Raw genomic sequence first — 21,533 nt, forward strand, 5'->3', positions numbered from 1 at the left:
CCGTGAACAGTTGCCGTCCGGACCCATCGAGGGGTCGCTGCTCGAACTGACCGCCCGCTGTCGCGGGGGCGGTCAGGTAGAGGCCGCTGTAACGGTTGCCGAGGCGGATCCGGCCGTTGCCCGCGTCCTCCGCGAGCCATTCGTCGTTGGTCTTCTCCCCGGTCGCGTAGACGCACTGGACGACCTTGGCGCCGGCGTCGCGCGAGGCACCCTGGACGACCACGTCCTCGCCGCTGCCCCGGTTGACGATGCGGACGTAGCCGTCGCCGAGCGGCCTCAGCTCGAAGCTCCGGCCGGCGCCGCCGTCGCCCGGGGCCCGGACGACCGGCACGTTGCAGCCGCCGGCGGATCCGTCGACGGCGAGGGCGTCGGCGGTGCCCGCGAGCGCGACGGTCCGGTACCCGGCGGGCAGGTTCGCGACGCGGGTGAGCGTGACGACGTGGCCGCCGTGCGCGACGTTCGGGACCTCCAGGGTGTCGCCGGCCCGGATCACCCGGCTGGTGCGGACCAGAGCGCCGGTCCCGTCGGTGGTGATCTCGGCGTGCCAGCTGCCGCTGCCCAGGAAGGACGTCGAGTACGCGAGGGTCCCGGCGCCGCCGCCGGTGACGGCGCCGACGAACCAGCGGTCGCCGTTGCGGCGGGCGACGACCGCGCCGCCGACCGGGTCGCCCTGGACGAACCTGGTCTCGTCCCACACGGTCGGCAGCTGCCGCATCCAGCGCTGCGCCTCGGGCCGTGCCTTGTAGTCGGAGACCTTGCCGCCGGGCAGCATGAGGGCGCTCTCGTAGAGGACGCCGAGGGCGAGTTCGGCGCCGTCGCTGTCGGGGTTGGAGCGCTGGAAGCTCATCGGCGAGTAGTCGGTGGCGCCGAGCGCGCCGCGGGTGAAGGGGACGGCGGTGACGTGGCCGATGGTGCGACTGGTGCTGTACTCCTCGCCGCGCACGGCCTCCATGGTCAGGACGTTCGGCCAGGTCCGGTAGACGCCGACCGGGAGGCGGGAGCCGTGCAGGTCCACCATCAGCCTGTGGTCGGCTGCGTCGGCAAGCGCCGCGTCGTACCACTGCTGGCGCACCTGGGTCTCGGAGCCCATGAAGTCCATCTTCACCCCGGCGACGCCCCACCGGTTGAGCTTGGTGAACTCGGCGTCGCGCTCGGCCGCGGTGTCGAGGTCCTGCCAGTGGTACCAGAGCATGATGTTCACGCCGCGGGCCTGCGCGTAGGAGACCAGGTCGGGCATCCAGGTGACGTTCTTCCAGCCGTCGTCGACCAGCAGGTAGGGCCAGCCCTGGGAAGAGGCGTAGTCGGCCCAGGCCTTGAGCTTGGTGAGGTCGGACTGGGTGGCCCTCCCGCCGTCGAACCAGGGCCAGGCGGCGATGCCCGGCTTGATCCACGAGGTGTCGGCGATCCTGGACGGCGGTGCGACGTCGTCCTCCAGCGTCGACTCCACGACGGTCGCCGTGCTGCCGATCGCGGCGACCCGCCACGGGGTGGTGAACGCGGCGGTGCGGACCACCTGGGCATCCGCGAGCTTCACCGTGAAGCGGCCGTTGCCCTGGGTGTGGGTGAAACGCCCGCCGGAGTAGCCCCCGTCGACGCCGGACTCCGAGAGCAGGACGCGGGCCCCGTTGCCGAGCTGCCCGAACATGCTCATCCCGTACTCGCCGGTCGCCACCGCCGACACCGCCGACGTGCTGTACACGCTCTCGTGAGCGGCGCCGAACGCCTCGCGGCTGAGCTGAGCGTCCGTCGGAAGGTCGAACGAGGTGGTCTCGCGCAGCACGGTGGCCCCGCCCGGGAGTTCGTAGCGCAGCGCCACGCCGTCCGGGGAGGTCCGCAGCAGGACGGTGATCCGCTCGGCGCCCCTGGCGAGGACCAGCCGGGTCTCGGTCGCGGTGCGCGTGCGGGTCCGGGAGTTCCCGGTGGTGGTCGAGTAGGTCTCCTCGACGGTGCGGTCGGAGCGGCTGACGAAGTCCAGGCCGGTGCTGAAGTCGGTGGTGGTGGTGACCAGTCCGATCGGGGCGGGGCTCAGGACCGGCCGGCAGTCCCAGGTGGCCCCGAGGGTGGGCGTGCCGCCCGGGTCCAGTGCGACGGTGGCGCGCACACCGTCGCAGCCGCCCGGGGTGGCGCCGGGTTGGACTGAGGTCCAGCTGCCGGGGGTCGCGGCGGCGGCCGGGCCCGCGGTCGCGGTGCAGAGGCCGGTCGTCAGGGCCAGCAGGGTGGCCGCGACGACGAGGTCGCGTCCGGTGGTGCGGTTCAAGGAGGTCTCTTTCCTCGGTCGGTCGCAGGTACCGGCGGCGCTCGCCCGGGTGGACGGGCGGGGTGGGGCCGCGGGTACCTGCTGCGGTGGTGCGCGCCGCAGTGGCGGACGGGCAGGGAAGCGGCGTGTGCGGCGCGCTTCGGCTCCGGGCGTGACGGCACGTCAGGCCGGCTCGGATCCTGTCGAGGTGTCATTCCGTCACGGTGGGTCCGGCGGCGCGAGGTCACGGTCGGCCACGGTTGGGTTGCGAGGGCGTCGATTCCTGCGTGAACGGTGCGTAGTCCGGCCGGGCCGGGGGAACGGGGGTGCAAGTCCCTGGCAGGCCAAGTCGTATATCGCATATGATGCTTCGTGATCTCGACCCGGGCGGGGGTCAGGGCAGCGTCCGGGCGACCTCCGACGAGCTGCCGACCCGTTGGCCTTCCTCCGGTCGATGGAGGTTCGCCCGCAACCAGTTCTCCGTGGTGGTGACGTGCATCAGGGCGGCGGCCTGGGCCAGCGGCGCATCCCGGGCGGCGAGCGCCCGGTGGATCGCCTCGTGCTCGGTGATGGCCTGGTCGGCGGCGCGGCCGTCGACCAGACCGCGCCAGACGCGGGCGCGCAGCGTGCGGCTGGAGATCCCCTCCAGCAGTGTGGTCAGCGTCTCGTTGCCGGTGGCGGCGACGATCGTGCGGTGGAAGGCGGCATCGTGCAGGTTGAGTTGTTCGGGGCTGTGCCGTGACGCCCGCATCGCGTCGAGGTGGCCGGCCAGCTTGGTGAGGGCCGCGTCGTCGATCCGGGTCGCCGCGAGTGCGGTGGCGGCCGGTTCGAGGAGCCTGCGGGTCTCGGTGAGCTCCAACAGGGTTTCCCCGGTGAGGAGTTCCACGGCGCTGGCGAGGTTCTCCAGGAGTACGCCGGGGGCCAGGCTGGTCACGTACGTTCCGTCACCGCGTCGGACCTCCAGGACCCGGGCCACGGCGAGCGCCTTGACGGCCTCGCGCATCAGATTGCGCGACAGTCCCAGGTCGGCGGCGAGCTGCTGCTCGGGCGGAAGTTTGGATCCGGGCGGCAGCGCGCCCGAGCGGATCAGTTCGCGGATCCGAGCGATGGCCATGTCGGTCAGTGACAACTGCGGGCTCCTCGGGTGACGGCCGGTGGGTGCACCGCACGAGCATGCCGTGGAGCGTCCGGGCGGGTGCACTCAGCCTAGGGGACATCCCATCAATTCTTCTCCCGTTGAACGAACTTGCTCGAGCCAGTGAAGCAATTCCCGTAGCTCACCTGGGAGTTTGTCATTTCCCTGGACGGGAGTCTGGACAGGCGGTGCGCCTGTGCTCAAAAGTACATCCCATGTCTCGGCGGTCGCTGTGCCGATCGACAACCTTCCGCATGCACCCATGACGCCTCGAAAGGCCTCGGTCATGAACCGCATCATCGGTGTCGAAGCGCTGGACGTGCGCTTCCCCACCTCCCGCGAGCGCGACGGCTCCGACGCGCTCAACCCCGAACCGGACTACTCGGCCGCCTACGTGACCGTCCGCACGAGCACGGGCGAGGAGGGCCACGGCCTGGCGTTCACCGTGGGCCGCGGCAACGACGTCCAGGTGGCCGCCGTCCGCGCGCTCGCCCCGCTGGTCACCGGACTGCCGGTCGAGGCCACCCTCGCCGACCTCGGCGGCTTCTCCCGGCGCCTCACCGGGGACGGCCAACTGCGGTGGCTGGGACCGGAGAAGGGGGCGATCCACATGGCCGCCGCGGCGATCGTCAACGCCATGTGGGACCTCTACGGCCGGCGCGTCGGCAAGCCCGTCTGGCAGCTGCTCTCCGAGCTGAGCCCGGAGGAGCTCGTCGCACTCGTCGACTTCCGCTACCTGCGCGACGCGCTCACCCCGGCGGAGGCCCTGGAGATCCTGCGCCGCGCCGAACCCGGCCGGGCCGAGCGCCGGCGCCACCTGCTCGACCACGGCTACCCCGCCTACACCACCACGCCCGGCTGGCTCGGCTACGACGACGAGAAGCTGGTCAGGCTGTGCGAGGAGGCGGTCGCGGAGGGCTTCACCCAGATCAAGCTCAAGGTGGGGGCCGACCCGGCGGACGACCTGCGCCGGCTGCGGCTCGCCCGGCAGGCGGTCGGGCCGGACGTCCGGATCGCGATCGACGCCAACCAGGCCTGGGGGGTCGGGCAGGCGATCGAACGGATGGAACCGCTCCAGGAGTTCGCCCCCTACTGGATCGAGGAGCCGACCTCGCCGGACGACATCCTCGGCCACGCCCGGATCCGCGCCGCCGTCGCCCCGGTCAAGGTGGCCACCGGGGAGCACTGCCACAACCAGGTGATGTTCAAGCAGCTCCTCCAGGCTGGCGCCATCGACGTCCTCCAGCTGGACGCCAGCCGCGTCGCCGGCGTCACCGAGAACGTCGCGATCCTGCTGCTCGCCGCCAAGTTCGGCGTGCCGGTCTGCCCGCACGCCGGTGGCGTCGGACTGTGCGAGATGGTCCAGCACCTGGCGATGTTCGACTTCGTGGCCGTCAGCGGCAGCACCGAGGACCGCGTCATCGAGTACGTCGACCACCTCCACGAGCACTTCACCGTCCCGGTCCGCGTCGAGCGCGGCCGCTACACCGCGCCCAGCGTCCCCGGCCTCGGCGCCCAAATGCACCCCGCGTCGGCGGCCGACCACCTCTACCCCGACGGGCCGGTCTGGGCGCGGCAGCCGGCCACCGCCTGACCCGGCCGCCTGACCCGGCCGCCCGCGCCGGCCGCCCGTGCAGGTCGCGCGTGCCGTCCGACGCCCTGCGTGTCTACCGGCCCGCCCACCGCACGGCCTGAGCCGGCCTCACCCATCCACCCACCCCGTTGTCGACCCTCCTGGAGATCCTGATGCACCAGGCCACCTACACCGGCGACCGGACCGTGCTGGTCCGACGCTGTGACCCCGTACCGCCCGCCGCCGGACAGGTCCGCATCGACGTCGCCTACACCGGCATCTGCGGTACGGACCTGCACGTCCTGCACGGCGCCATGGCCGCCCGCGTCCGGCCGCCCGCCGTCCTGGGACACGAGATGTCCGGCCGGATCGCCGAACTCGGCGCCGGCGTCACCGGTTGGCGGGTCGGCGAGCACGTCACCGTGATGCCCACGGTCACCTGCGGCCGCTGCCCCGCCTGCGCCGCCGGCCACACCCACCTCTGCCACCACCTCGGCTTCCTCGGCATCGACTCCGAGGGGGCCATGCAGAACAGCTGGACCGTCCCGGCCGACCTCCTGGTCCGGCTCCCGGACGGGCTGCGCCTCGACCACGGCGCGCTCGTCGAACCCACCGCCGTCGCCGTCCACGACGTGCGCCGCTCCGGGCTGGCCGCCGGCGAGCGGGCCGCCGTCGTCGGCGGAGGCCCGATCGGCGTGCTGATCGCCCTCGTCGCCCGCCGCGCCGGAGCGGACGTCCTGGTGGTCGAACCCGACGCCCACCGGCGGTCCGTCGCGGAGCGGCTCGGCCTGGTCTGCCTGGACCCCTCGGCCGCCGACGTCGTCGCCGAGGTCGGGGCCCGGACCGGCGGCGCGGGCGCCGAGGTGGTGTTCGAGGTCTCCGGCGCCGCCGACGGCGTGACCACAGCCGTGGGCTGTCTCGGTGTCCGCGGGCGGCTGGTCCTGGTCGCCATCCACGCCGTGCCCCGTGCGGTCGACCTGCACCGCTTCTTCTGGCGTGAGCTCACCCTCGTCGGGGCCCGGCTCTACCTGCGTGAGGACTTCGAGGAGGCCGCCCGCCTGCTCGCGGCCGGGGACCTCCCCGTCGACGCCCTCGTCTCCCGGATCGAACCGCTCGCCCGCGCGGACGCCGCCCTCGCCGCCCTGGACTCCGGCGGTGGTGCGATGAAGGTCCTGATCGACTGCCGGCCCGCCACCGGGACGGAGCAGGCATGACCACCCCCGGACACCGGCGGCTCTTCGACCTGACCGGGCGGCTCGCCGTCGTCACCGGCGCCCGGCGCGGCCTCGGCCTGGCCATGGCCGAGGCGCTGGCCGCCGCCGGCGCGGACATCGTCGCCGTCAGCGCCAACCTGGAGCCCTCCGGCAGCGAGGTCGCCGAGCGCGTGACGGCGCTCGGCCGGCAGTGCCTGACCCTGCGCGCCGACTTCGCCGACCGGGCCGCCGTCACCGCCCTCGGCGCCGAACTCGCCTCACTGGCAAGGCCGGTGGACATCCTGGTCAACAACGCCGGCACCATCGCGCGGGCGCCGGCCGCCGAGCACGGCGACCACGACTGGGACCACGTCCTGGCCGTCGACCTGAGCAGCCAGTTCGTCCTCACCCGCGAGGTCGGCCGGCGGATGCTCGCCCGCGGCTCCGGCAAGATCGTGTTCACCGCCTCGCTGCTCAGCTACCAGGGCGGGATCACCGTGCCCGGCTACGCCGCCGCCAAGTCCGGCATCGCCGGCCTCACCCGGGCGCTCGCCAACGAGTGGGCGGCGCGCGGCGTCAACGTCAACGCGGTCGTCCCCGGCTACGTCGCCACCGACAACACCCGGGCCCTGCGCGAGGACCCCACCCGCAACGCGGCGATCCTCGACCGCATCCCGGCGGGCCGTTGGGCCGCACCGGACGACATCGCCGGCGCGGTGGTCTTCCTCGCCGCACCCGCCTCCGACTACGTCCACGGCACCCTGCTGCCCGTCGACGGCGGCTGGCTGGGCCGATGACGGCCCGCGCACACCACCACCCACCGGCGCCGCCGCCGGCCCCGCATCGAAACGGATCAGCCATGACCGGCCCCCAGCCCCCCGACCACCCGCCGCTGGACGACCGCCTCGCCGCCGGATCCGGCTGGCGGGACTTCCTGAGCACGCTCGACCCCGTCTGGCAGGCCGTCCCCGGCAGCTTCTACGACGGTCCGTTCCTCGGCAACGGCGGCCTGGCCGCCTCCGTACGCCGGACGGAGGGGGACACCCGGCTCCGGTTCGTCCTCGGCGACAGCCGGGTCCGGGACCACCAGGACGCGGGCGGGCCGCTCTGGGGCGGCACCCGGCTGCCGATCGGCCACCTGACGCTGCGGACCCTGGGCGAGGTGACCGGCGTGGACCTCCGGCTCTCGCTCTGGGACGCCGAACTCGACGGCACCGTCTCCACGACCCGCGGGACGATCGCGCTCACCGCGCTCGTCCACGCCGAGCGCGACCTGCTGATCGTCCGCTGCTGTCCACGGGACGGCGCCGAACAGGTCTCCTGGAGCTTCACCCCCGCCCCGGCCGTCCCGCCCCGCGAGGTGTTCTACCCCGAGCAGCGGCCGGCCGGCCTGAAGGACAACCCGCCACCGGTGACCACCACCGCACCCGACGGCGGCAGCTGCGTCCAGGACCTCGCCTGCGGGGGCCGCACCGAGACCCGTTGGCGGACCACGACCGGACCGGACGGCACCACCCTGCTCTGCACGGTCGCCCACAGCGCCACCGACCCCTCCGCGAGCCGCAGCGCCGACGCCACCCTGACCGAGGCCGGCCGGACGGGCACCGGACAGCTCACCGCGACCCACCGCAGCTGGTGGCACGCCTACTACCCCCGGAGCTTCCTCTCCGTCCCCGACGCCCGGCTGCAGGGCTTCTACTGGATCCAGCTCTACAAACTGGCCTGCGCCACCCGCGCCGACCGGCCCGTCCTGGCCACCCACGGCCCCTGGCTGGAGCACACCCCCTGGCCCGCCGCCTGGTGGAACCTCAACGTCCAGCTGGAGTACTGGCCGATCAACGCCTCCGGGCACCCCGAACTCGACTCCCTGCGCACGGCACTGGAGCACGGCACACCGGGCCTGCTCGCCTCCACGCCGGAGGCCTACCGCGGCGACTCCCTGGTGCTCGGGCGCTCCAGCCAGGACGACCTGCGCAGCGAACCGGCCGGCGTTCCGGGGCGGACCGAAACCCTCCCCGAGGTCGGCAACCTGACCTGGGCCCTGCACACCGCGTGGCTCGCCCACCGCCACACGATGGACGAACCGTACCTGCGCGACACCGTCGTCCCGCTGCTGCGCCGGGCCGTCAACTACTACCTCCACTTCCTCACCCCCGACGAGGACGGCGTGCTGCACCTGCCGGCCACCTACTCCCCGGAGTACGGGACCACCGGCGACTGCAACTACGACCTCGCGCTGCTGCACTGGGGCTGCCGGACCCTGCTGGACGCGACCGCGCGGCTCGGGATCCCGGACCCGCTCGCCCCCACCTGGCAGCACGTGCTCGACCGCCTCACCGCACCGCCGCAGGACGCCGACGAAGGCCTGTGGATCGGCCGGGACCTGCGGCTGACCAGCTCCCACCGGCACTACTCGCACGTGCTCTGGTTCCACCCCCTGCACCAGCTCGACCTGTCCCGCCCCGCCAACCGCTCCCTGCTGCGGCGGAGCCTGGACCACTGGCTCGGCCTGACCGGTGAGCTCCAGGGCTACAGCCTCACCGGCGGCGCCTCGATGTACGCACTCCTCGGCGACGGCGACGAGGCGCTGCGCCGGCTCCACGAGCTGCTGGACGGCTACGTCCGGCCGAACACCATGTACGCCGAGACCGGTCCGGTCGTCGAGACCCCGCTGTCCGGCGCGCAGAGTCTGCACGACCTGCTGCTGCAGAGCTGGGGCGGCGTCCTGCGGATCCTCCCGGCCGTACCGGACGCCTGGCCCGACGTCACGGTGCACGACCTGGTCGCCGAGGGCGCCTTCCGGGTCAGCGCCTGCCGCCGCGGCGGTCTCACCCGCTGGATCCGGGTGCACAGCGCGGCGGGGGAGCCCTGCCTGGTCGCGCCGGGCCGCCTGGCCGGGCCGCCGGAGGTCGGTGCGATCACCGGCGTGCCCGGCCCGACCGGCTGGAAGCAGCGCCCGGACGGGCTGCTGGAGATCACCCTGCCCGCGGGCGCCGAGTGCCTGGTCACCGCGGCCGGGGACCGCCCGGACCTGACCGTGGAGCCCGTCCCGGCCAGCCCCGCCTTCCGCTGGGGCCTGCCCGCGGCCCCGGACCTCCCCTGACCTCACGCCTCCCTTGACCTCACGCCTCATCTCGCACCCGACTCATCTCATCCCTCGACGGAACGGGACTTCGGACATGGCCACGCACCTCCGTACCAGACGCCTCCTCGCCACCGCCGCGGCGGTCGTGCTCGCCTCGGGCCTGCTCGCCGGCTGCGGCAGCGGTGACACCGGTGCCTCCTTCACCTACTGGTCGATGTGGAACCAGAACGAGCCGCAGGCCAAGGTCATCCAGGCGGCCGCCCGGCAGTTCACCAAGGACACCGGCATCAAGGTGACCATCCAGTGGCAGGGCCGCCAGGTCATCCAGAAGATCACCCCCACCCTCAAGAGCGGCGCCGCGGCCGACCTGGTCGACAACTCGGTCAACGCGCTCGGCGCCCTGGTCGCCGCCGACCAGAGCGCCGACCTGACGCCCGTCTACGCCGCGCGGATCCCGGGCGAGAGCACGACCGTCGGCGAGGTGATCCCGGACAAGTACAAGACCTACCTCAACGACCGCAACGGCAAGCCGTTCATGGTGCCGTACTCGGTCGCCACCGAGGGCGTCTGGTTCAACGCCGCCGCGTACCCGGACCTCGCCGCCGCCCCGCCGAAGAACTGGGAGGAGCTGGTCGCGAAGCTCGACGCGATCAAGGCGACCGGCGTCGCCCCGATCGCCCTGCCCAGCAACGACCCGTACTGGACCCTGCTCACCCTGCAGCGCCAGCTCGGCACCGAGGGCCTGCGCGCGCTCGCCGCCGACCGCAGCGGTGCCGCCTGGGACGACCCGCGCGTGCGCGCCGCCGCCGGGAAGGTCGAGCAGCTGCGCCGGAACTACTTCATCAGGGGCTACGAGTCCACCCAGGGCACCGGGGCGCAGACCAGCTGGGCCCAGGGGAAGGCGGCCCTGTACCTCAACGGCACCTGGGTCCCCGGCGAGAGCCGGCCCAACATCTCCGCGGGCTTCACGTACGGCAACTTCCAGCTCCCCGCGATCGACGGCGGCAACACCGCGGTCGGCGTCAACTTCTTCGGGTTCGCCGTCCCCAGGAGCGCCGGGCACGCGGCCGAGGCACAGCAGTTCATCGCGTACTTCATGAACAGGGACCGCCTCGCGGGCATCGCGACCCAGGCCCTGAACATCACCCCGCGCACGGACATCCCGGCGCCCGCGGAACTCGCCGCGGTCGCCAGGGCCGTCGACGGCAACGAGGTCTACGCCGACCAGGCCCGGCTGTTCGTGGACTACGCCGCCTGGGCCACCAAGGCGTACACCCCGAACGTGGTCCGCTTCATCCAGGGCGTCACGACGGCCGACGAGTTCGTCGCGCAGACCAAGCAGGCCTCCGTCGACTACTGGAAGGCCAACCCGTGAGCACGACCGCCACCGCGACCGCGACCGCCACCGCGACTGCCACCGCGACCCTGGCCTCACCGCTGGAACGGCGTCGCGGGCGGATCTTCGGACCGTTCGTGGCGCCGGCGGTGGCCCTGTACACCGCCCTGTTCACCGGCCCGACCCTGTACGCGATGTACACCAGCCTCACCGACTGGGACGGCATCAACTCCCCACGCTGGGCGGGCCTGCGGAACTACACCCAGCTGCTGCACGACCCCGCGTTCGGCTCCGCCTTCGGCAACACCCTGAAGATCGTGTTCGGTGTCGGCGGGGTCGTCTTCGTCCTCAGCTTCGGCTTCCTGCTGATGCTCCGTGACATGCGCGGCCGCAAGCTGATCCGCGGGGTCGTCTTCCTGCCGCACATCGTCTCGTCCGTCGTCCTGGCCATCTTCTGGGGCTCGCTGCTCAGCCTCGACGGACTGGTCAACCAGGCCCTGGGACGGCTGGGGACCGACCCGGTCGAGTGGCTCCGGCCCGGCTGGACGACGAACGTCGTCCTGATCGCGCTGGTCTGGATCAACACCGGCTACTACGTGACCATCCTGATGTCCGGGGTCGACCGGATCCCCGAGTCCTACTACGAGGCGGCCCGGCTCGACGGGGCCAACGCCTGGCAGCGCTTCCGCCACGTCACGCTGCCGCTCTCCTGGGACGTGACCGCCGCCGCCGCGGTGCTGTGGACCATCACCTCGGTCAAGATCTTCGAGTTCATCCTCGCCTTCGGCGGGAACCAGGGCGCCCTGCCGCCCACCTACCAGTGGAACAACGCCCTGTTCGTCTACGGCGAGACCGTCGGCGGCATCACCCCGCTGAACCAGTTCGGCTACGCCGCGGCCTCCGCCGTCACCACGCTGGCGTTCGTCGCCGTCCTGGTGGTCGTGCTGCGGCGGCTGATGCGCCGGGAAGCCCTGCAGTTCTGACCCCCCAGGATTCGACGAGAGGTTCCAGCGATGACCACCGCCGCGACCCGGACGGACGAGCACCGGGCCCTGCCCCGCAGGACCCGCCGGCGACGCGCAGCCGTGGCGCTCGCCCGGCTGCCCGGGACGGCCGCCGTCTGGCTCTTCACCGGCTTCTGCCTGTTCGCCTTCGGGTACCTGCTGATCAGCTCGCTCAAGAGCAGCCGGGACGTCATGGAGCACCCGTGGTCCCTGCCCGGCACGCTCCACTTCGAGAACTGGTCGACGGCCTGGAACGAGGGCGGCTTCGGACCCGCCTTCGCCAACTCGGCCCTGCTGGTGGTCGCCGCGTCCACGGTGACCGTCGTCGTCGCGGGACCGGCCGCCTACGTGCTCGGCCGACGGCCCGGCCGGGTGTCGAACGGCCTCAGCCTGTACTTCGTGCTCGGCCTCGGCATCCCCGTCCAGGTGATGGTGCTGCCGCTGTACGCGCTGATGAACCGGCTCGGACTGATCGACAGCCTGTTCGGCCTGTTCGTGCTGTACGTCGTGACCTCGCTGCCGTTCACGGTCTTCCTGCTGACGGCCTTCTTCGCCTCGCTCCCGGCCGAACTGGAGGAGGCGGCGGCCCTCGACGGGGTGTCGGCGGCGATGACGTTCTGGCGGATCATGCTGCCGCTCGCGCGCGGCGGGCTGGTGACGGCGACACTCCTGAACGCGATGGGGATCTGGAACGAGACCCTGCTGGCGCTGATGTTCATCCAGACCGACGACCGCTTCACCCTGCCGCTCGCCCTGCTGAACTACTTCCAGCAACAGCAGTTCACGGGCGCGGACTTCGGCGCCCTGTTCGCCGGGGTGGCGATCTCGATCCTGCCGATGGTCGGTCTCTACGCGTGGCTCGGCCGCCGCCTCACCGAGGGGATCACCATGGGGGCCGGCAAATGAGCGAGACGCCCGGCCCGACCGGCCCGCGCCCCGCACCCGACCCGGGCGCCGCGCGCGAGCCGCAGGTGCCCGGGCTCGACGGGCGCTGAATCCGATCACCGGAAGGGCTCCCCGGTCTGCGCGCAGCACGGGGTCGGCCGGAGGCCGGCCGCCGCGGGTCGGCCCACCGCTCGACCTGTTTCGTCCTCGGTGGCCGGCAGGTCAGGTACGAGTGACGTCCTTCGTGTCGCGGGTGGCGACCGCCCGGAGGTGCTCCTCGAAGAACCTGCGGGGGTCGCCGCCCATCCGGGCGAGCATCACCAGGGCGGACAGGGCCACGTCGCAGGTCTCCTTGCGCACGTCGTCCCAGTCGTGGGAGTGGCCTTTCCGGGGGTTGGCGCCGAGCGCCCCGATGACGGCCTCGGCGACCTCCCCGGCCTCCTCCTGGAGCTTGAGGGCCTGTACGGCCCAGCGCTGCTCGTCGCTGCGGTCGAAGTGTGAATCGAGCTTTGCCGCAAGGGAGTTGACGACATCCCAGATCTCTTCCATGGGGAGGATCCTGCCCGTGTTCGAAGGGGTCGATCAAGCCGGGCGGTTCCCGGCGAGCCTGGGTCTTTTCGATTTCCTGCCGGAGCGGGAAGGTGCCTCCGTGCAGGCGATGGTCACCTCCTCGGCGATGCCGGGCCGGCGGCTGCGGTCTTCACCAGTGGGAGTCGAGAGTGCGGGGCGACGGCCTCTCGCGGGTTGCCGGAGGCGGCGCGGCTGATGGTGGTGATCCGGCTCGTGTCGAAGAGCCGGGCACTGACGGCGCGTGGAGGGCCGTCAGGAGGGTGTCCAGCTCTTCGGTCCTCACGACCCGAAGCTGGACACCCTCCCTACGGGTCCGGGGCGGAGACGGTGATCCCGGCCGGCCTCGGTACTACTCGGTCAGCCGATCCGCGTGAGCGTGTACCGGTAGGTGATCTTGCCGTCGTCCGAGGCGGTCTTCTCCGCGCTCAGGCTCGTCTTGCCGTTGAGCTCGCCCAGATCGGGACGGATCTCCTCGTCGACCGTGGCGATCTTGTCGTCCGAGTTCCAGTCGTCCTTCTCCATCAACCGGATCTGCAGGCGGAAGGCGGCGGACTGGTTCAGGGCATCCTCGTCGAAGTGCCTCCGCGAGGACCGGTCCGCGGGAAGCTTGAAGAACTCGCCCGCCCGCATGCCCGCGATGTCCGAGCGCTTGTTCCCGAAGGCGTTCTCGTAGGAGGGGTTCCACAGGGTCAGGTCGTCCAGCAGGATCTTGCCGTAGACCTCGCCCACGGGGTCGTCGGAGTCCTCGCTGACGTCGTCGATCCGCACCCAGTCGAGCTTCAACTCGTATTCCACTACGCTACTCATGTTCCCTCCAGGAAACAGGGGTTCAGAGACAGAGTGGTCCGCGCGTCGACGACGCGGACCCGGACGGGCCACCCCGCTGCGGCCTCGGCCCGAGGTGCCCGGGCTCACGCTAGGGTCGACTGCCTCGCCCGTCTGCCGTGTCCGCGCCGTGATCGCCCGTTCGGCGGAGTACGACCACCTGAGCGCAGTGCGTCCTGGACGCTGCGAGTGCCCTCAGGGCGATCTCCGGCCGGGGCGCCGCCTCGATGCGACGGTCCGAGGTGCCCACCGCTCGTCCGCGAGGTCCGACGGATACCGGGCTCCATCACCGTTCACAAAGGGCTCGGCGGCCACTTCGGCCCCAGCACGTGACAGTTCTCCGATCCGGTCCGGGAATCGCCGCTTGTCGGTGGTCGGATCAATTCGGTCGTTGAAATTCGTACATATTTGACGATCCATCAGAGGAGTTTTGGCGAACCATCACCGCTGCTTCTGAATGGCCTGTGATCCTTGTCGCACCGATCTGGTGAACCCCTTGTCCTGCCTGCCGACTCGGCGTCGACCTCCCGCGAGGGGGACTTCGTGACGCCGAGGTCGGGTTAGTGTGATGGGCAGTCAACCCAAAGTGACTGCACTCCTTCGTTCGTGCCCGACGCTGCTCTTGCGGACCTGTCCGGTCCGCCGTACGACGCTGCCCGAATCCGGGCATTCGTCGTCGGGCGTGAAGTCGGGCGTGAATTCGTTTCTTCCATGTCGCGTCCGCGCCGATCCGTGGACGTACCGCCTTCGTGGGGGGAGGCAACCCGGTGCTCAACTATTCCCTGGCGCGTCCCGATGACGTCGACGCGTTGCTCATGCTGTACCGAGAGGTCTACGGGAGTGCGTACGCACTCCCGCTCGGGACCGATCCCGAGGTGATGGCGAGCGAGATCAGCTCTCCGCAGACCACCTGGCTGGTCGCCCGTGAGCCAGGCCGCGGCCGGCTCGTCGGCTCGATCGTCGGAACCCTCGACCCTGCCGCCCGCCTCGGCAAGCTCCAGGGCCTGGTGATCCACCCGGACGCCCGAGGCCTCGGCGCGGGCCACCTGGCCGTCCAGCAGCTCAGCGAGGCCATGCTCGGCGGTGATCGGCCGGCCGATTCGCTGTACTCGACCGCCCGTACCAACTCCACCGCGCCGCAAAGGATCTGTCTGCAGGCCGGGTTCCGGGCGCTCGGCGTCCTGCCGAACCTGCGCAAGGCCGCACGGCACGAGACCATGGTGCTGCTGGCGCGCCACCGCGAGGGCGTGCTCGAGCAGCGCCTTCCGGTGGCGCGCGTCCCGCAGGCCCTGGGCGGTCTGATGCTGGCCCTGGACGCCGTCCCGGGCCCGCATCCGAGGCCGGAGCTTTCCGACGAGCCGCTGCCGGTACCGGCCACGGGCACCGGCCGGGGGCTCGAACTCGTCGACGCCCCACAGTTCGTGGCCCGCCACTTCGCCCGGCACCTGCCCGACCCCGGGCAGTGCTTCTACCCCTTCCACACCCCCAACGTCCTGCTCACCCCCTCCGACGGCGGCTACGAGCTGTACGCGCAGCTCAGTCCGTCCGACGGGTACTGCACGCTGATCGGCGCCGAACCCGGACTCTCCGCGGTCGGCGACGACCTGGACACCATCACCCAGAAGCTCGCCGCCCACGGCGCCAGCTACCTCGAAACCCTGGTGCCGCTGGACAGTTACGAGAACCTGCGGCTGCTGCTCGCGAACGGCTTCCTGCCGGTGGCCGCCTACCCGGCGATGCGCCGCGAGGAGAACGGCTTCCGCGACCACGTGGTGATGGCCCGCACCCTTCAGCCGCTCGACTTCCGCGGCCTGTCCATCGACACCGCCTTCCAGCCGTTCGCCGAGCAGTACATCGAACTGTGGAAGCACCAGAACCTCAACACCAACGGGATATTCCGATGAACCAGTACCTGCGCCCGGTCGCGGTACCCGACGCCGATGCGCTGGCCCACGTACAGCAGCTCTGCGACATCGCCGAGCCGTACCAGGCCGGCCCCGCCACGGACCGCCTCTTCACCGCGGCCATGAACGAGTCCAACGCCTGGCACGCGGCCAGGTCCCCGTTCTTCGACCGGCTGCTCAAGGCCGCCCCGGGTGGCGGACGCCCGCTCGACGGCATCGAGGAACTCGACCGGCTCCCCTTCGTCCACGCCAACTTCTTCAAGGCCCACGAGATCCTCTCGCTGCCCCGCGAAGACGTCCTGCTGCACCTCACCTCCTCCGGCACCACCGGCCAGAGGTCGCAGATGTTCTTCGACGAGTTCACCCTGCGCAACGGCCAGCGCATGGTGGCCCGGGTCTTCGACCACTACGGCTGGATCGACGAGCGGGAGCCGGTCAACTACCTGCTCTCCAACTACCAGCCGCGGCCCGGCCTCAACCTCGGCACCTCGTTCACCGACGAGTACCTGTGCCACTTCGCCCCGGTCCGCTCGGTCGAGTACGCCCTCAAGCACACCGGCAGCGCCCACGAGTTCGACCCCTTCGGCTGCGTCCGCACCCTGATCCGCTACGCCGAGGAGGGCGCCCCGGTGCGGATCCTCGGCTTCCCCGCCTTCCTCTCCTTCACCCTGGACCGGATGCGCGACCTGGGCATCGGCCCGCTGGAGCTCTCCCCGCGCTCGCTGGTCGTCTTCGGCGGCGGCTGGAAGGGCCACGCGGACCAGCAGGTCGCCAAGCCCGAGCTCTACCGGCGGATCCACGATCAGCTGGGCATCCCGGACGACCGGATCCGCGACGGCTTCGGCGCCGCCGAACACTCCGTCCTGCACATGGAGTGCCCCAACCACCGGCTGCACGTGCCGGTCTGGGCCCGGATGCTGGTCCGCTCGGTGCGCGACCTGACACCGCTGCCGTACGGCGAGCCGGGCTACGCGCAGTTCGTCTCGCCGTACATCACCTCGGTGCCCGCCCAGTCCGTCCTCATGGGCGACCTGGTCACCCAGCACGCGCCCGAGGAGTGCGGCTGCGCACTTCCCACCCCCTGGTTCACCGTGCACGGCCGGGCCGGCCTCAGCCGCAACCGCAGCTGCGCCATCGCCGCCGCCGAACTCCTCAAGACCGAGAAGGCCTCATGACCAGCCCCACGACGCCCGACACGACGCCCGACGCGACGCCCGACGCGGCGCCCGACGCGATCCCCGACCGGCACTACTGGCAGGGCACCTGGGTCGACGACACCGAAGCCGGGCGACGCCTCGCGGAGCTCGACACCTGCGCCACCGAGGCCCTCGCCGTCCCGCTCAGCCCGCTGACCGTGCTCGCCGCCTGCGACCGGATCGCCGGCGTCCTCGCCGACCCCGCGAGCGAGCAGCACCGCCGGCTCGCCCGGCTGCTCGACGACTCGGGCGTCGGCCCCGCGGAGCGCGATCGCACCCTGCACGACCTCACCGAGGCGCTCGGCCGCGAGGCCCTGGAGACCAAGGTCACCCGCGAGCTCGGCGGGATCGACCCCGGACGGCTGGCCCGCTTCGACTTCCGCCGGGAGATCTTCGAGGGCTGGCTGCCGGTCGGCCTGCTGGTGCACATCGCCCCGGGCAATGCCCCCGCCGCCGGGGCGCTCAGCGTGGTCGAGGGCCTGCTCGCGGGCAACCTCAACATCGTCAAGACCAGCGGCGGGAGCCGCTTCACCCACGCCCTGCTCGCCGACCTGGCCGCGCTCGACCCGACCGGCGCCATCGCGGCGCGCACCGTGGTGCTGGGCTTCCCCTCGTCCCGCACCGACTGGCTGGCCCGGCTCTGCGGCGCTGCCGACGCGGTCGCCGCCTGGGGCGGGGAGGAGGCGGTGAACGCCATCGCCGCCCTCACCCCGCCCGGCTGCCGGCTGGTCGACTGGGGCCCCAAGCTCTCCTTCGCCTACCTCACCGCCGACGCCTGGTCCGATCCCGAGGTGCTCGCGGGCATCGCGCAGGACATCTGCCGCCTGGAGCAGCAGGCCTGCGCCAGCCCCCAGGTGATCTACCTCGACACCGAGGACCAGGACCGGCTCTTCGCCTTCGCCGAGCGCTTCGCCGCCGTCCTCGCGGCCCAGCCGCCCGCCGCGGCCGAGCCGGAGCTGCTGGAGAGCGCCGAGATCACCAACACCGTGCTGGTGGCCCGGCTGGAGGAGCACCTGGGCCTCACCAAGGTGCACGCCGACCCCGCCGCCCGCTGGCACGTCCTGGCCGACACCCGCGTCGCCCTGCGGGCCTCGCCGCTGCACCGGACCGTCTGGGTCAAGCCACTGCCGCGCAAGCGGATCGGCGAGGTGCTGCGCCCGATGCGCCGCTACCTGCAGACCGCCGGCATCGGCGCCTCCCGCCGCGACACCGCCGAGCTGGCCGGGGCGGTCCTGGCCGCCGGGGTCCAGCGGGTCACCGTCCCCGGGCGGATGCTGGACAGCTACGACGGCGAGCCGCACGACGGCGTGTACGCGCTGCAGCGCTACAGCCGCCGGGTGGACGTCCAGCTGGACGCCCGCTTCGCCTCCGACGCCTGCCTCGACGACCTGGTCGGCGCCCGGGAGCTCACGCCCCCGCCGGTGCCGGTGACCGCGAAGACCGACTTCGAACAGCTGCAGGGCGACCTCGGCCGGGCCGAGGTGTTCTTCCGCAGCGGGGGCAGCTCCGGCGCGCCCAAGCTGTCGGCCTTCAGCTGGGACGACTACCACGAGCACATGCGGCACGGGGCCGAGGGGGTGCTGGCGGCGGGCTTCGACCCGCGCACCGACCGGGCGATGAACCTCTTCTTCGGAGGCCAGCTCTACGGCGGCTTCCTGAGCTTCTACTCGGTCCTGGAGAACCTGCGCGCGGTGCAGTTCCCCATGGCCGCCCAGGACGACCACGCGGCCGTCGCCCGCTCGATCGTCGAGCACCGGGTGGACACCCTCTTCGGCATGCCGAACTACCTGCTGCGGGTCTTCACCGAGGGCGCGGACGTGCTCCGCGGGTACCGCGGGGTGCGCAAGCTCTTCTACGGCGGAGAGCACTTCCCCGAGCGCCAGCAGACGTGGCTGCGTGAGGAGTTCGGCGTCGAGCTGATCCGCTCGGCCGCGTACGGCAGTGTCGACGCCGGCCCGCTGGGCTACCAGTGCCCGGACGCCGGGGGACGGGTGCACCACCTGTTCAGCGGACTCCAGACACTGGAGATCCTCGACCTGGAGGAGGACCGCCCGGCCGATCCGGGCGAGGCCGGGAGGCTGGTCTTCACCGCGCACAGCAGGCGCGGCCAGCGCCTGGACCGCTACGAGATCGGCGACCTCGGCCGCTGGGTGGACGGCGCCTGCCCCTGCGGGCGGCGCACCCCGCGGTTCGAACTCCTCGGCCGCTTCGGCGACATCTTCCGCAGCGGCAGCCACTTCCTCAACTACCGTCGCTTCGTGCTGGCGGCCGAGGAGCGGCTGGACCACCACGGAGCCCTCCAGCTGCTCCTCGACGAGGACGAGCACAGCGCCCGGGAGACGCTGACCGTCCGCCTGGAGGCGGACCGCTCGCACCCGGACGCGGGCGGGGACCCGCGCCCGGGTGGACGGCCGCGCCCCGGCGGAGGCCTGGGTGCGGGCGAACAGCCGGACGCGGTACGGGAGTTCCTCGACGCCTACCCGGACCTGGCCGCCGCCGTGGTGCGCGACCGTCTGGTGGAGCTGTCCGTGGAGCACGCCCCCGCCGAGGACTTCGAGCGGACGGCCGCCAGCGGCAAGCTCCTCGCCGTCGTCGACCGCCGGGCCCGCAACCGCTAGGGGACGGGGGCGGCTGCCGGCCCGTGGCTCCCGCAGCACCGCACCACGGATGCTGCGGGAGCTACCCCATCCGCTCGTCGAGGAGACGGATCAGCTTGCCGGTACGGGAGTTGACCGCGAGGCCGTCCGGGGCGACCCATTCGAAGGCCAGCGGGTGGATCAGTCCCCTGCGGACGTGGTCGGCGAACATCGGCCGGGTCGCTCCGAGACGGGCGGTCAACTCCCGTGCCAGGGCGGGATCCTCCCCGCCGGGAGCGGCGAGCCGCAGTACCAGCTCGTCCCGCTCGGCCCGGTGCCGCAGGACCACCTGATGGCCGACGACCGGGCCGTCCCCGCCGGCCGCGGCCAGCAGGGCGCGCAGGTCCTCCAGGTAGACGGTGACCACCCCGACCCGGGCGCCCTCCTCCGAGCGCCCCAGCAGCCGCAGGCGGCGCCGGGGGAAGTCGACCCACTCGGCGAGGTCGCCGACCGGGTAGCGGATCACCGGCATCAGGCGACGGACCAGATCGGTGGCGACCACGCGGCCGGGCCGGCCCTCCTCCTCGACCGGCTCGCCGGTCTCCGGGTCGAGCAGCTCCACCACCTTGTCCGCCGTGAAGACCTCGTGCACCCGGCTGTCCGGTTCCCCGGCCACCGGACCGGCCAGGACGCCCGCGTCCACGCTGGCGTAACCGATCGACCGGACGCTCACGTGGGGGAAGGCGGTGGTGAGCAGTGCCACCTGGTCCGGGTAGCAGGCCTCGCCGGCGAAGAGCGCGACGCGGACGTCCGGCAGGGTCCCGACGGTGTCGACGACCTCGCGGGCCAGCCGGCACAGCGACGTGGGCGGCGCGGCGACCACGGTTGCGGAGAAGTCGCGCAGGGCCTGGATGGTGGCGTCCAGCGGCGCGGCACCGCCGATCGGCAGCTGGACCGTGGGGACGGGTGCCTCCTGCAGGCAGTTGAGGGTGAAGACGAAGCTGGAGTAGAGCTCCCCGGCGTAGAACAGGTTGGCGACCCGGTCCCCGGCCCGCAGCCCGGCGGCCGGCAGGCCGCCGCCGAACGTCCGGCTCATGCGGCGCCACTCCGCGCGGGTGTACATGGACACGCGCGGCGCCCCGGTGGTGCCGCCGGTCTTGAAGACGATCCCGTCGTCGTGCGGTCCGGTGAGCACCCGGCTGCGGTCGATGCCGTGGGCCGCCCAGTAGGCGGTGTGGTCGGTCAGCGGCAGTGCGGTGAGGCCGGTGGGGTCGGCGGGGCTGGTCAGGTCGTCCGGGAGGCCGGCGTAGAGGTCGCGGTAGAAGGGGGAGTTCTCCCGTACATGGCGGATCAGGTCGGATATCTGAGTGTTAGTCACATCATATGAGTCTAGACCTGTACAAATGCCTCGCCCGCGCCGGGTGCGGCCATCGGTCCCCGCCGGTTGCGCCACCCGGCCGGGCCCCAGGGGCCACCGCGGCGCAGCCGGACGGTTCGGTGCCGGGTGGCACGGATGATGGCGGCGAGCACCGTGATGTGACGCACCATCCCTTGACCGGATCTTTTCCGTTTCGCCATGATGAACCGTCATGTTCTGACTCCGCCGATGGGGGAAGTCCGGTCCGAATCCGGCGCTGACCCGCAACGGTAGGCCGCCGACACCACGTCGGCGGCGAGCCCGAGTACCCGTCGGCGGAGGTTTGTCACCCCTCCTCCCGTCGTGGTCTGCGGGCCGGAGCTCCGAGGGCTGCCCGGCCGTTGCCGACGCCCTCCGGGCCCCTGCGTCCAGGCCCGGAAAGGCACCCCATGCCCACGCCCCGCCGCACTCTCGGTCTGCTCGCGATACCCGCCCTGGCGCTCGCCACCGCGCTCCCCGCGGCCACCGCAGCCCATGCCGCGCCCGCAGCCCATGCCGCACCTGCCGCCCATGCCGCACCTGCCGCCCATGCCGCACCTGCCGCCCATGCCGCACCTGCCGCCCACGCCGCACCCGCCGACGCGGCGTCGTCCCGGAC

The 21,533-nt window shown here is 72.3% G+C and carries 16 protein-coding genes and 1 riboswitch; of the genes, 11 read left to right on the forward strand and 5 right to left on the reverse strand.

The genetic code is table 11. The annotated features are described in order from the left end of the window. Both ACFC1F_RS35630 and ACFC1F_RS35635 read right to left on the reverse strand, forming a co-directional pair. Nucleotides 1-2,257: glycoside hydrolase family 97 catalytic domain-containing protein (locus tag ACFC1F_RS35630; RefSeq protein ID WP_376164738.1), on the reverse strand; the 2,257-nt coding region annotated here is incomplete at its 3' end. 373 nt (nt 2,258-2,630) lie between these two features. Continuing rightward, nucleotides 2,631-3,365 (reverse strand): FadR/GntR family transcriptional regulator, encoded by a 735-nt coding sequence (locus tag ACFC1F_RS35635; protein WP_376164740.1) that lies wholly within the window; start codon nt 3,363-3,365, stop codon nt 2,631-2,633. A gap of 292 nt (nt 3,366-3,657) precedes the next feature. Here ACFC1F_RS35635 and ACFC1F_RS35640 point away from each other — a divergent pair, with 292 nt between their 5' ends. The 7 genes from ACFC1F_RS35640 to ACFC1F_RS35670 all read left to right on the forward strand — a co-directional run bounded on the left by ACFC1F_RS35640 (nt 3,658) and on the right by ACFC1F_RS35670 (nt 12,468). After that, entirely contained in the window at nt 3,658-4,965 is a 1,308-nt protein-coding gene (locus ACFC1F_RS35640) for an enolase C-terminal domain-like protein (protein WP_376164741.1), read from the forward strand. Nucleotides 4,966-5,117: 152 nt separating this feature from the next. Continuing rightward, on the forward strand, nt 5,118-6,158 hold the full coding sequence (locus tag ACFC1F_RS35645; RefSeq protein ID WP_376164766.1) for a zinc-binding dehydrogenase: 1,041 nt from the start codon (nt 5,118-5,120) through the stop codon (nt 6,156-6,158). Further along, a complete protein-coding gene (locus ACFC1F_RS35650) occupies nt 6,155-6,934 on the forward strand; it encodes an SDR family oxidoreductase (protein ID WP_376164743.1) in 780 nt (259 codons plus the stop codon). The genes ACFC1F_RS35645 and ACFC1F_RS35650 overlap by 4 nt, the downstream gene beginning before the upstream one ends. Before the next feature lie 62 nt (nt 6,935-6,996). Beyond that, entirely contained in the window at nt 6,997-9,240 is a 2,244-nt protein-coding gene (locus tag ACFC1F_RS35655; protein WP_376164745.1) for a glycoside hydrolase family 95-like protein, read from the forward strand. Nucleotides 9,241-9,316: 76 nt separating this feature from the next. Further along, on the forward strand, nt 9,317-10,597 hold the full coding sequence (locus ACFC1F_RS35660) for an ABC transporter substrate-binding protein (RefSeq protein WP_376164747.1): 1,281 nt from the start codon (nt 9,317-9,319) through the stop codon (nt 10,595-10,597). Further along, entirely contained in the window at nt 10,594-11,541 is a 948-nt protein-coding gene (locus tag ACFC1F_RS35665; RefSeq protein WP_376164749.1) for a carbohydrate ABC transporter permease, read from the forward strand. The genes ACFC1F_RS35660 and ACFC1F_RS35665 overlap by 4 nt, the downstream gene beginning before the upstream one ends. Before the next feature lie 30 nt (nt 11,542-11,571). Next, a complete protein-coding gene (locus ACFC1F_RS35670; RefSeq protein WP_376164751.1) occupies nt 11,572-12,468 on the forward strand; it encodes a carbohydrate ABC transporter permease in 897 nt (298 codons plus the stop codon). Nucleotides 12,469-12,669: 201 nt separating this feature from the next. On the opposite strand, the gene ACFC1F_RS35675 is transcribed toward ACFC1F_RS35670, so the two are convergent. Further along, nucleotides 12,670-12,996: a MazG-like family protein gene (locus tag ACFC1F_RS35675; RefSeq protein ID WP_376164753.1), complete on the reverse strand. Its 327-nt coding sequence runs from the start codon at nt 12,994-12,996 to the stop codon at nt 12,670-12,672. Nucleotides 12,997-13,374: 378 nt separating this feature from the next. Further along, nucleotides 13,375-13,824 carry a hypothetical protein gene (locus ACFC1F_RS35680; protein WP_376164755.1) on the reverse strand — a complete coding sequence of 150 codons (450 nt, stop codon included), beginning with the start codon at nt 13,822-13,824 and terminating at the stop codon, nt 13,375-13,377. Between the two features lie 785 nt (nt 13,825-14,609). On the opposite strand from ACFC1F_RS35680, the gene ACFC1F_RS35685 reads away from it, so the two are divergent. The 3 genes from ACFC1F_RS35685 to ACFC1F_RS35695 are packed head-to-tail and all read left to right on the forward strand — an operon-like array spanning nt 14,610 to nt 19,560. Further along, nucleotides 14,610-15,746: a GNAT family N-acetyltransferase gene (locus ACFC1F_RS35685; RefSeq protein WP_376164757.1), complete on the forward strand. Its 1,137-nt coding sequence runs from the start codon at nt 14,610-14,612 to the stop codon at nt 15,744-15,746. Next, nucleotides 15,743-16,921, forward strand: a complete 1,179-nt coding sequence (locus ACFC1F_RS35690) for an acyl-protein synthase (protein ID WP_376164759.1) — start codon at nt 15,743-15,745, stop codon at nt 16,919-16,921. The genes ACFC1F_RS35685 and ACFC1F_RS35690 overlap by 4 nt, the downstream gene beginning before the upstream one ends. Continuing rightward, nucleotides 16,918-19,560 (forward strand): acyl-CoA reductase, encoded by a 2,643-nt coding sequence (locus ACFC1F_RS35695; protein ID WP_376164761.1) that lies wholly within the window; start codon nt 16,918-16,920, stop codon nt 19,558-19,560. The genes ACFC1F_RS35690 and ACFC1F_RS35695 overlap by 4 nt, the downstream gene beginning before the upstream one ends. 61 nt (nt 19,561-19,621) lie before the next feature. Here the strand turns inward: ACFC1F_RS35695 and ACFC1F_RS35700 are convergent, their stop codons facing one another. Then, on the reverse strand, nt 19,622-20,896 hold the full coding sequence (locus tag ACFC1F_RS35700; protein WP_376164763.1) for a phenylacetate--CoA ligase family protein: 1,275 nt from the start codon (nt 20,894-20,896) through the stop codon (nt 19,622-19,624). A 172-nt stretch (nt 20,897-21,068) separates the two neighbouring features. Then, nucleotides 21,069-21,227, forward strand: a riboswitch (cobalamin riboswitch). Nucleotides 21,228-21,324: 97 nt separating this feature from the next. On the opposite strand from ACFC1F_RS35700, the gene ACFC1F_RS35705 reads away from it, so the two are divergent. Beyond that, nucleotides 21,325-21,533 (forward strand): hypothetical protein (locus ACFC1F_RS35705; protein ID WP_376164765.1); only part of this gene is annotated, 209 nt, incomplete at its 3' end.

Source organism: Kitasatospora sp. NPDC056181 (genome assembly GCF_042266225.1).
Taxonomy (GTDB): domain Bacteria; phylum Actinomycetota; class Actinomycetes; order Streptomycetales; family Streptomycetaceae; genus Kitasatospora.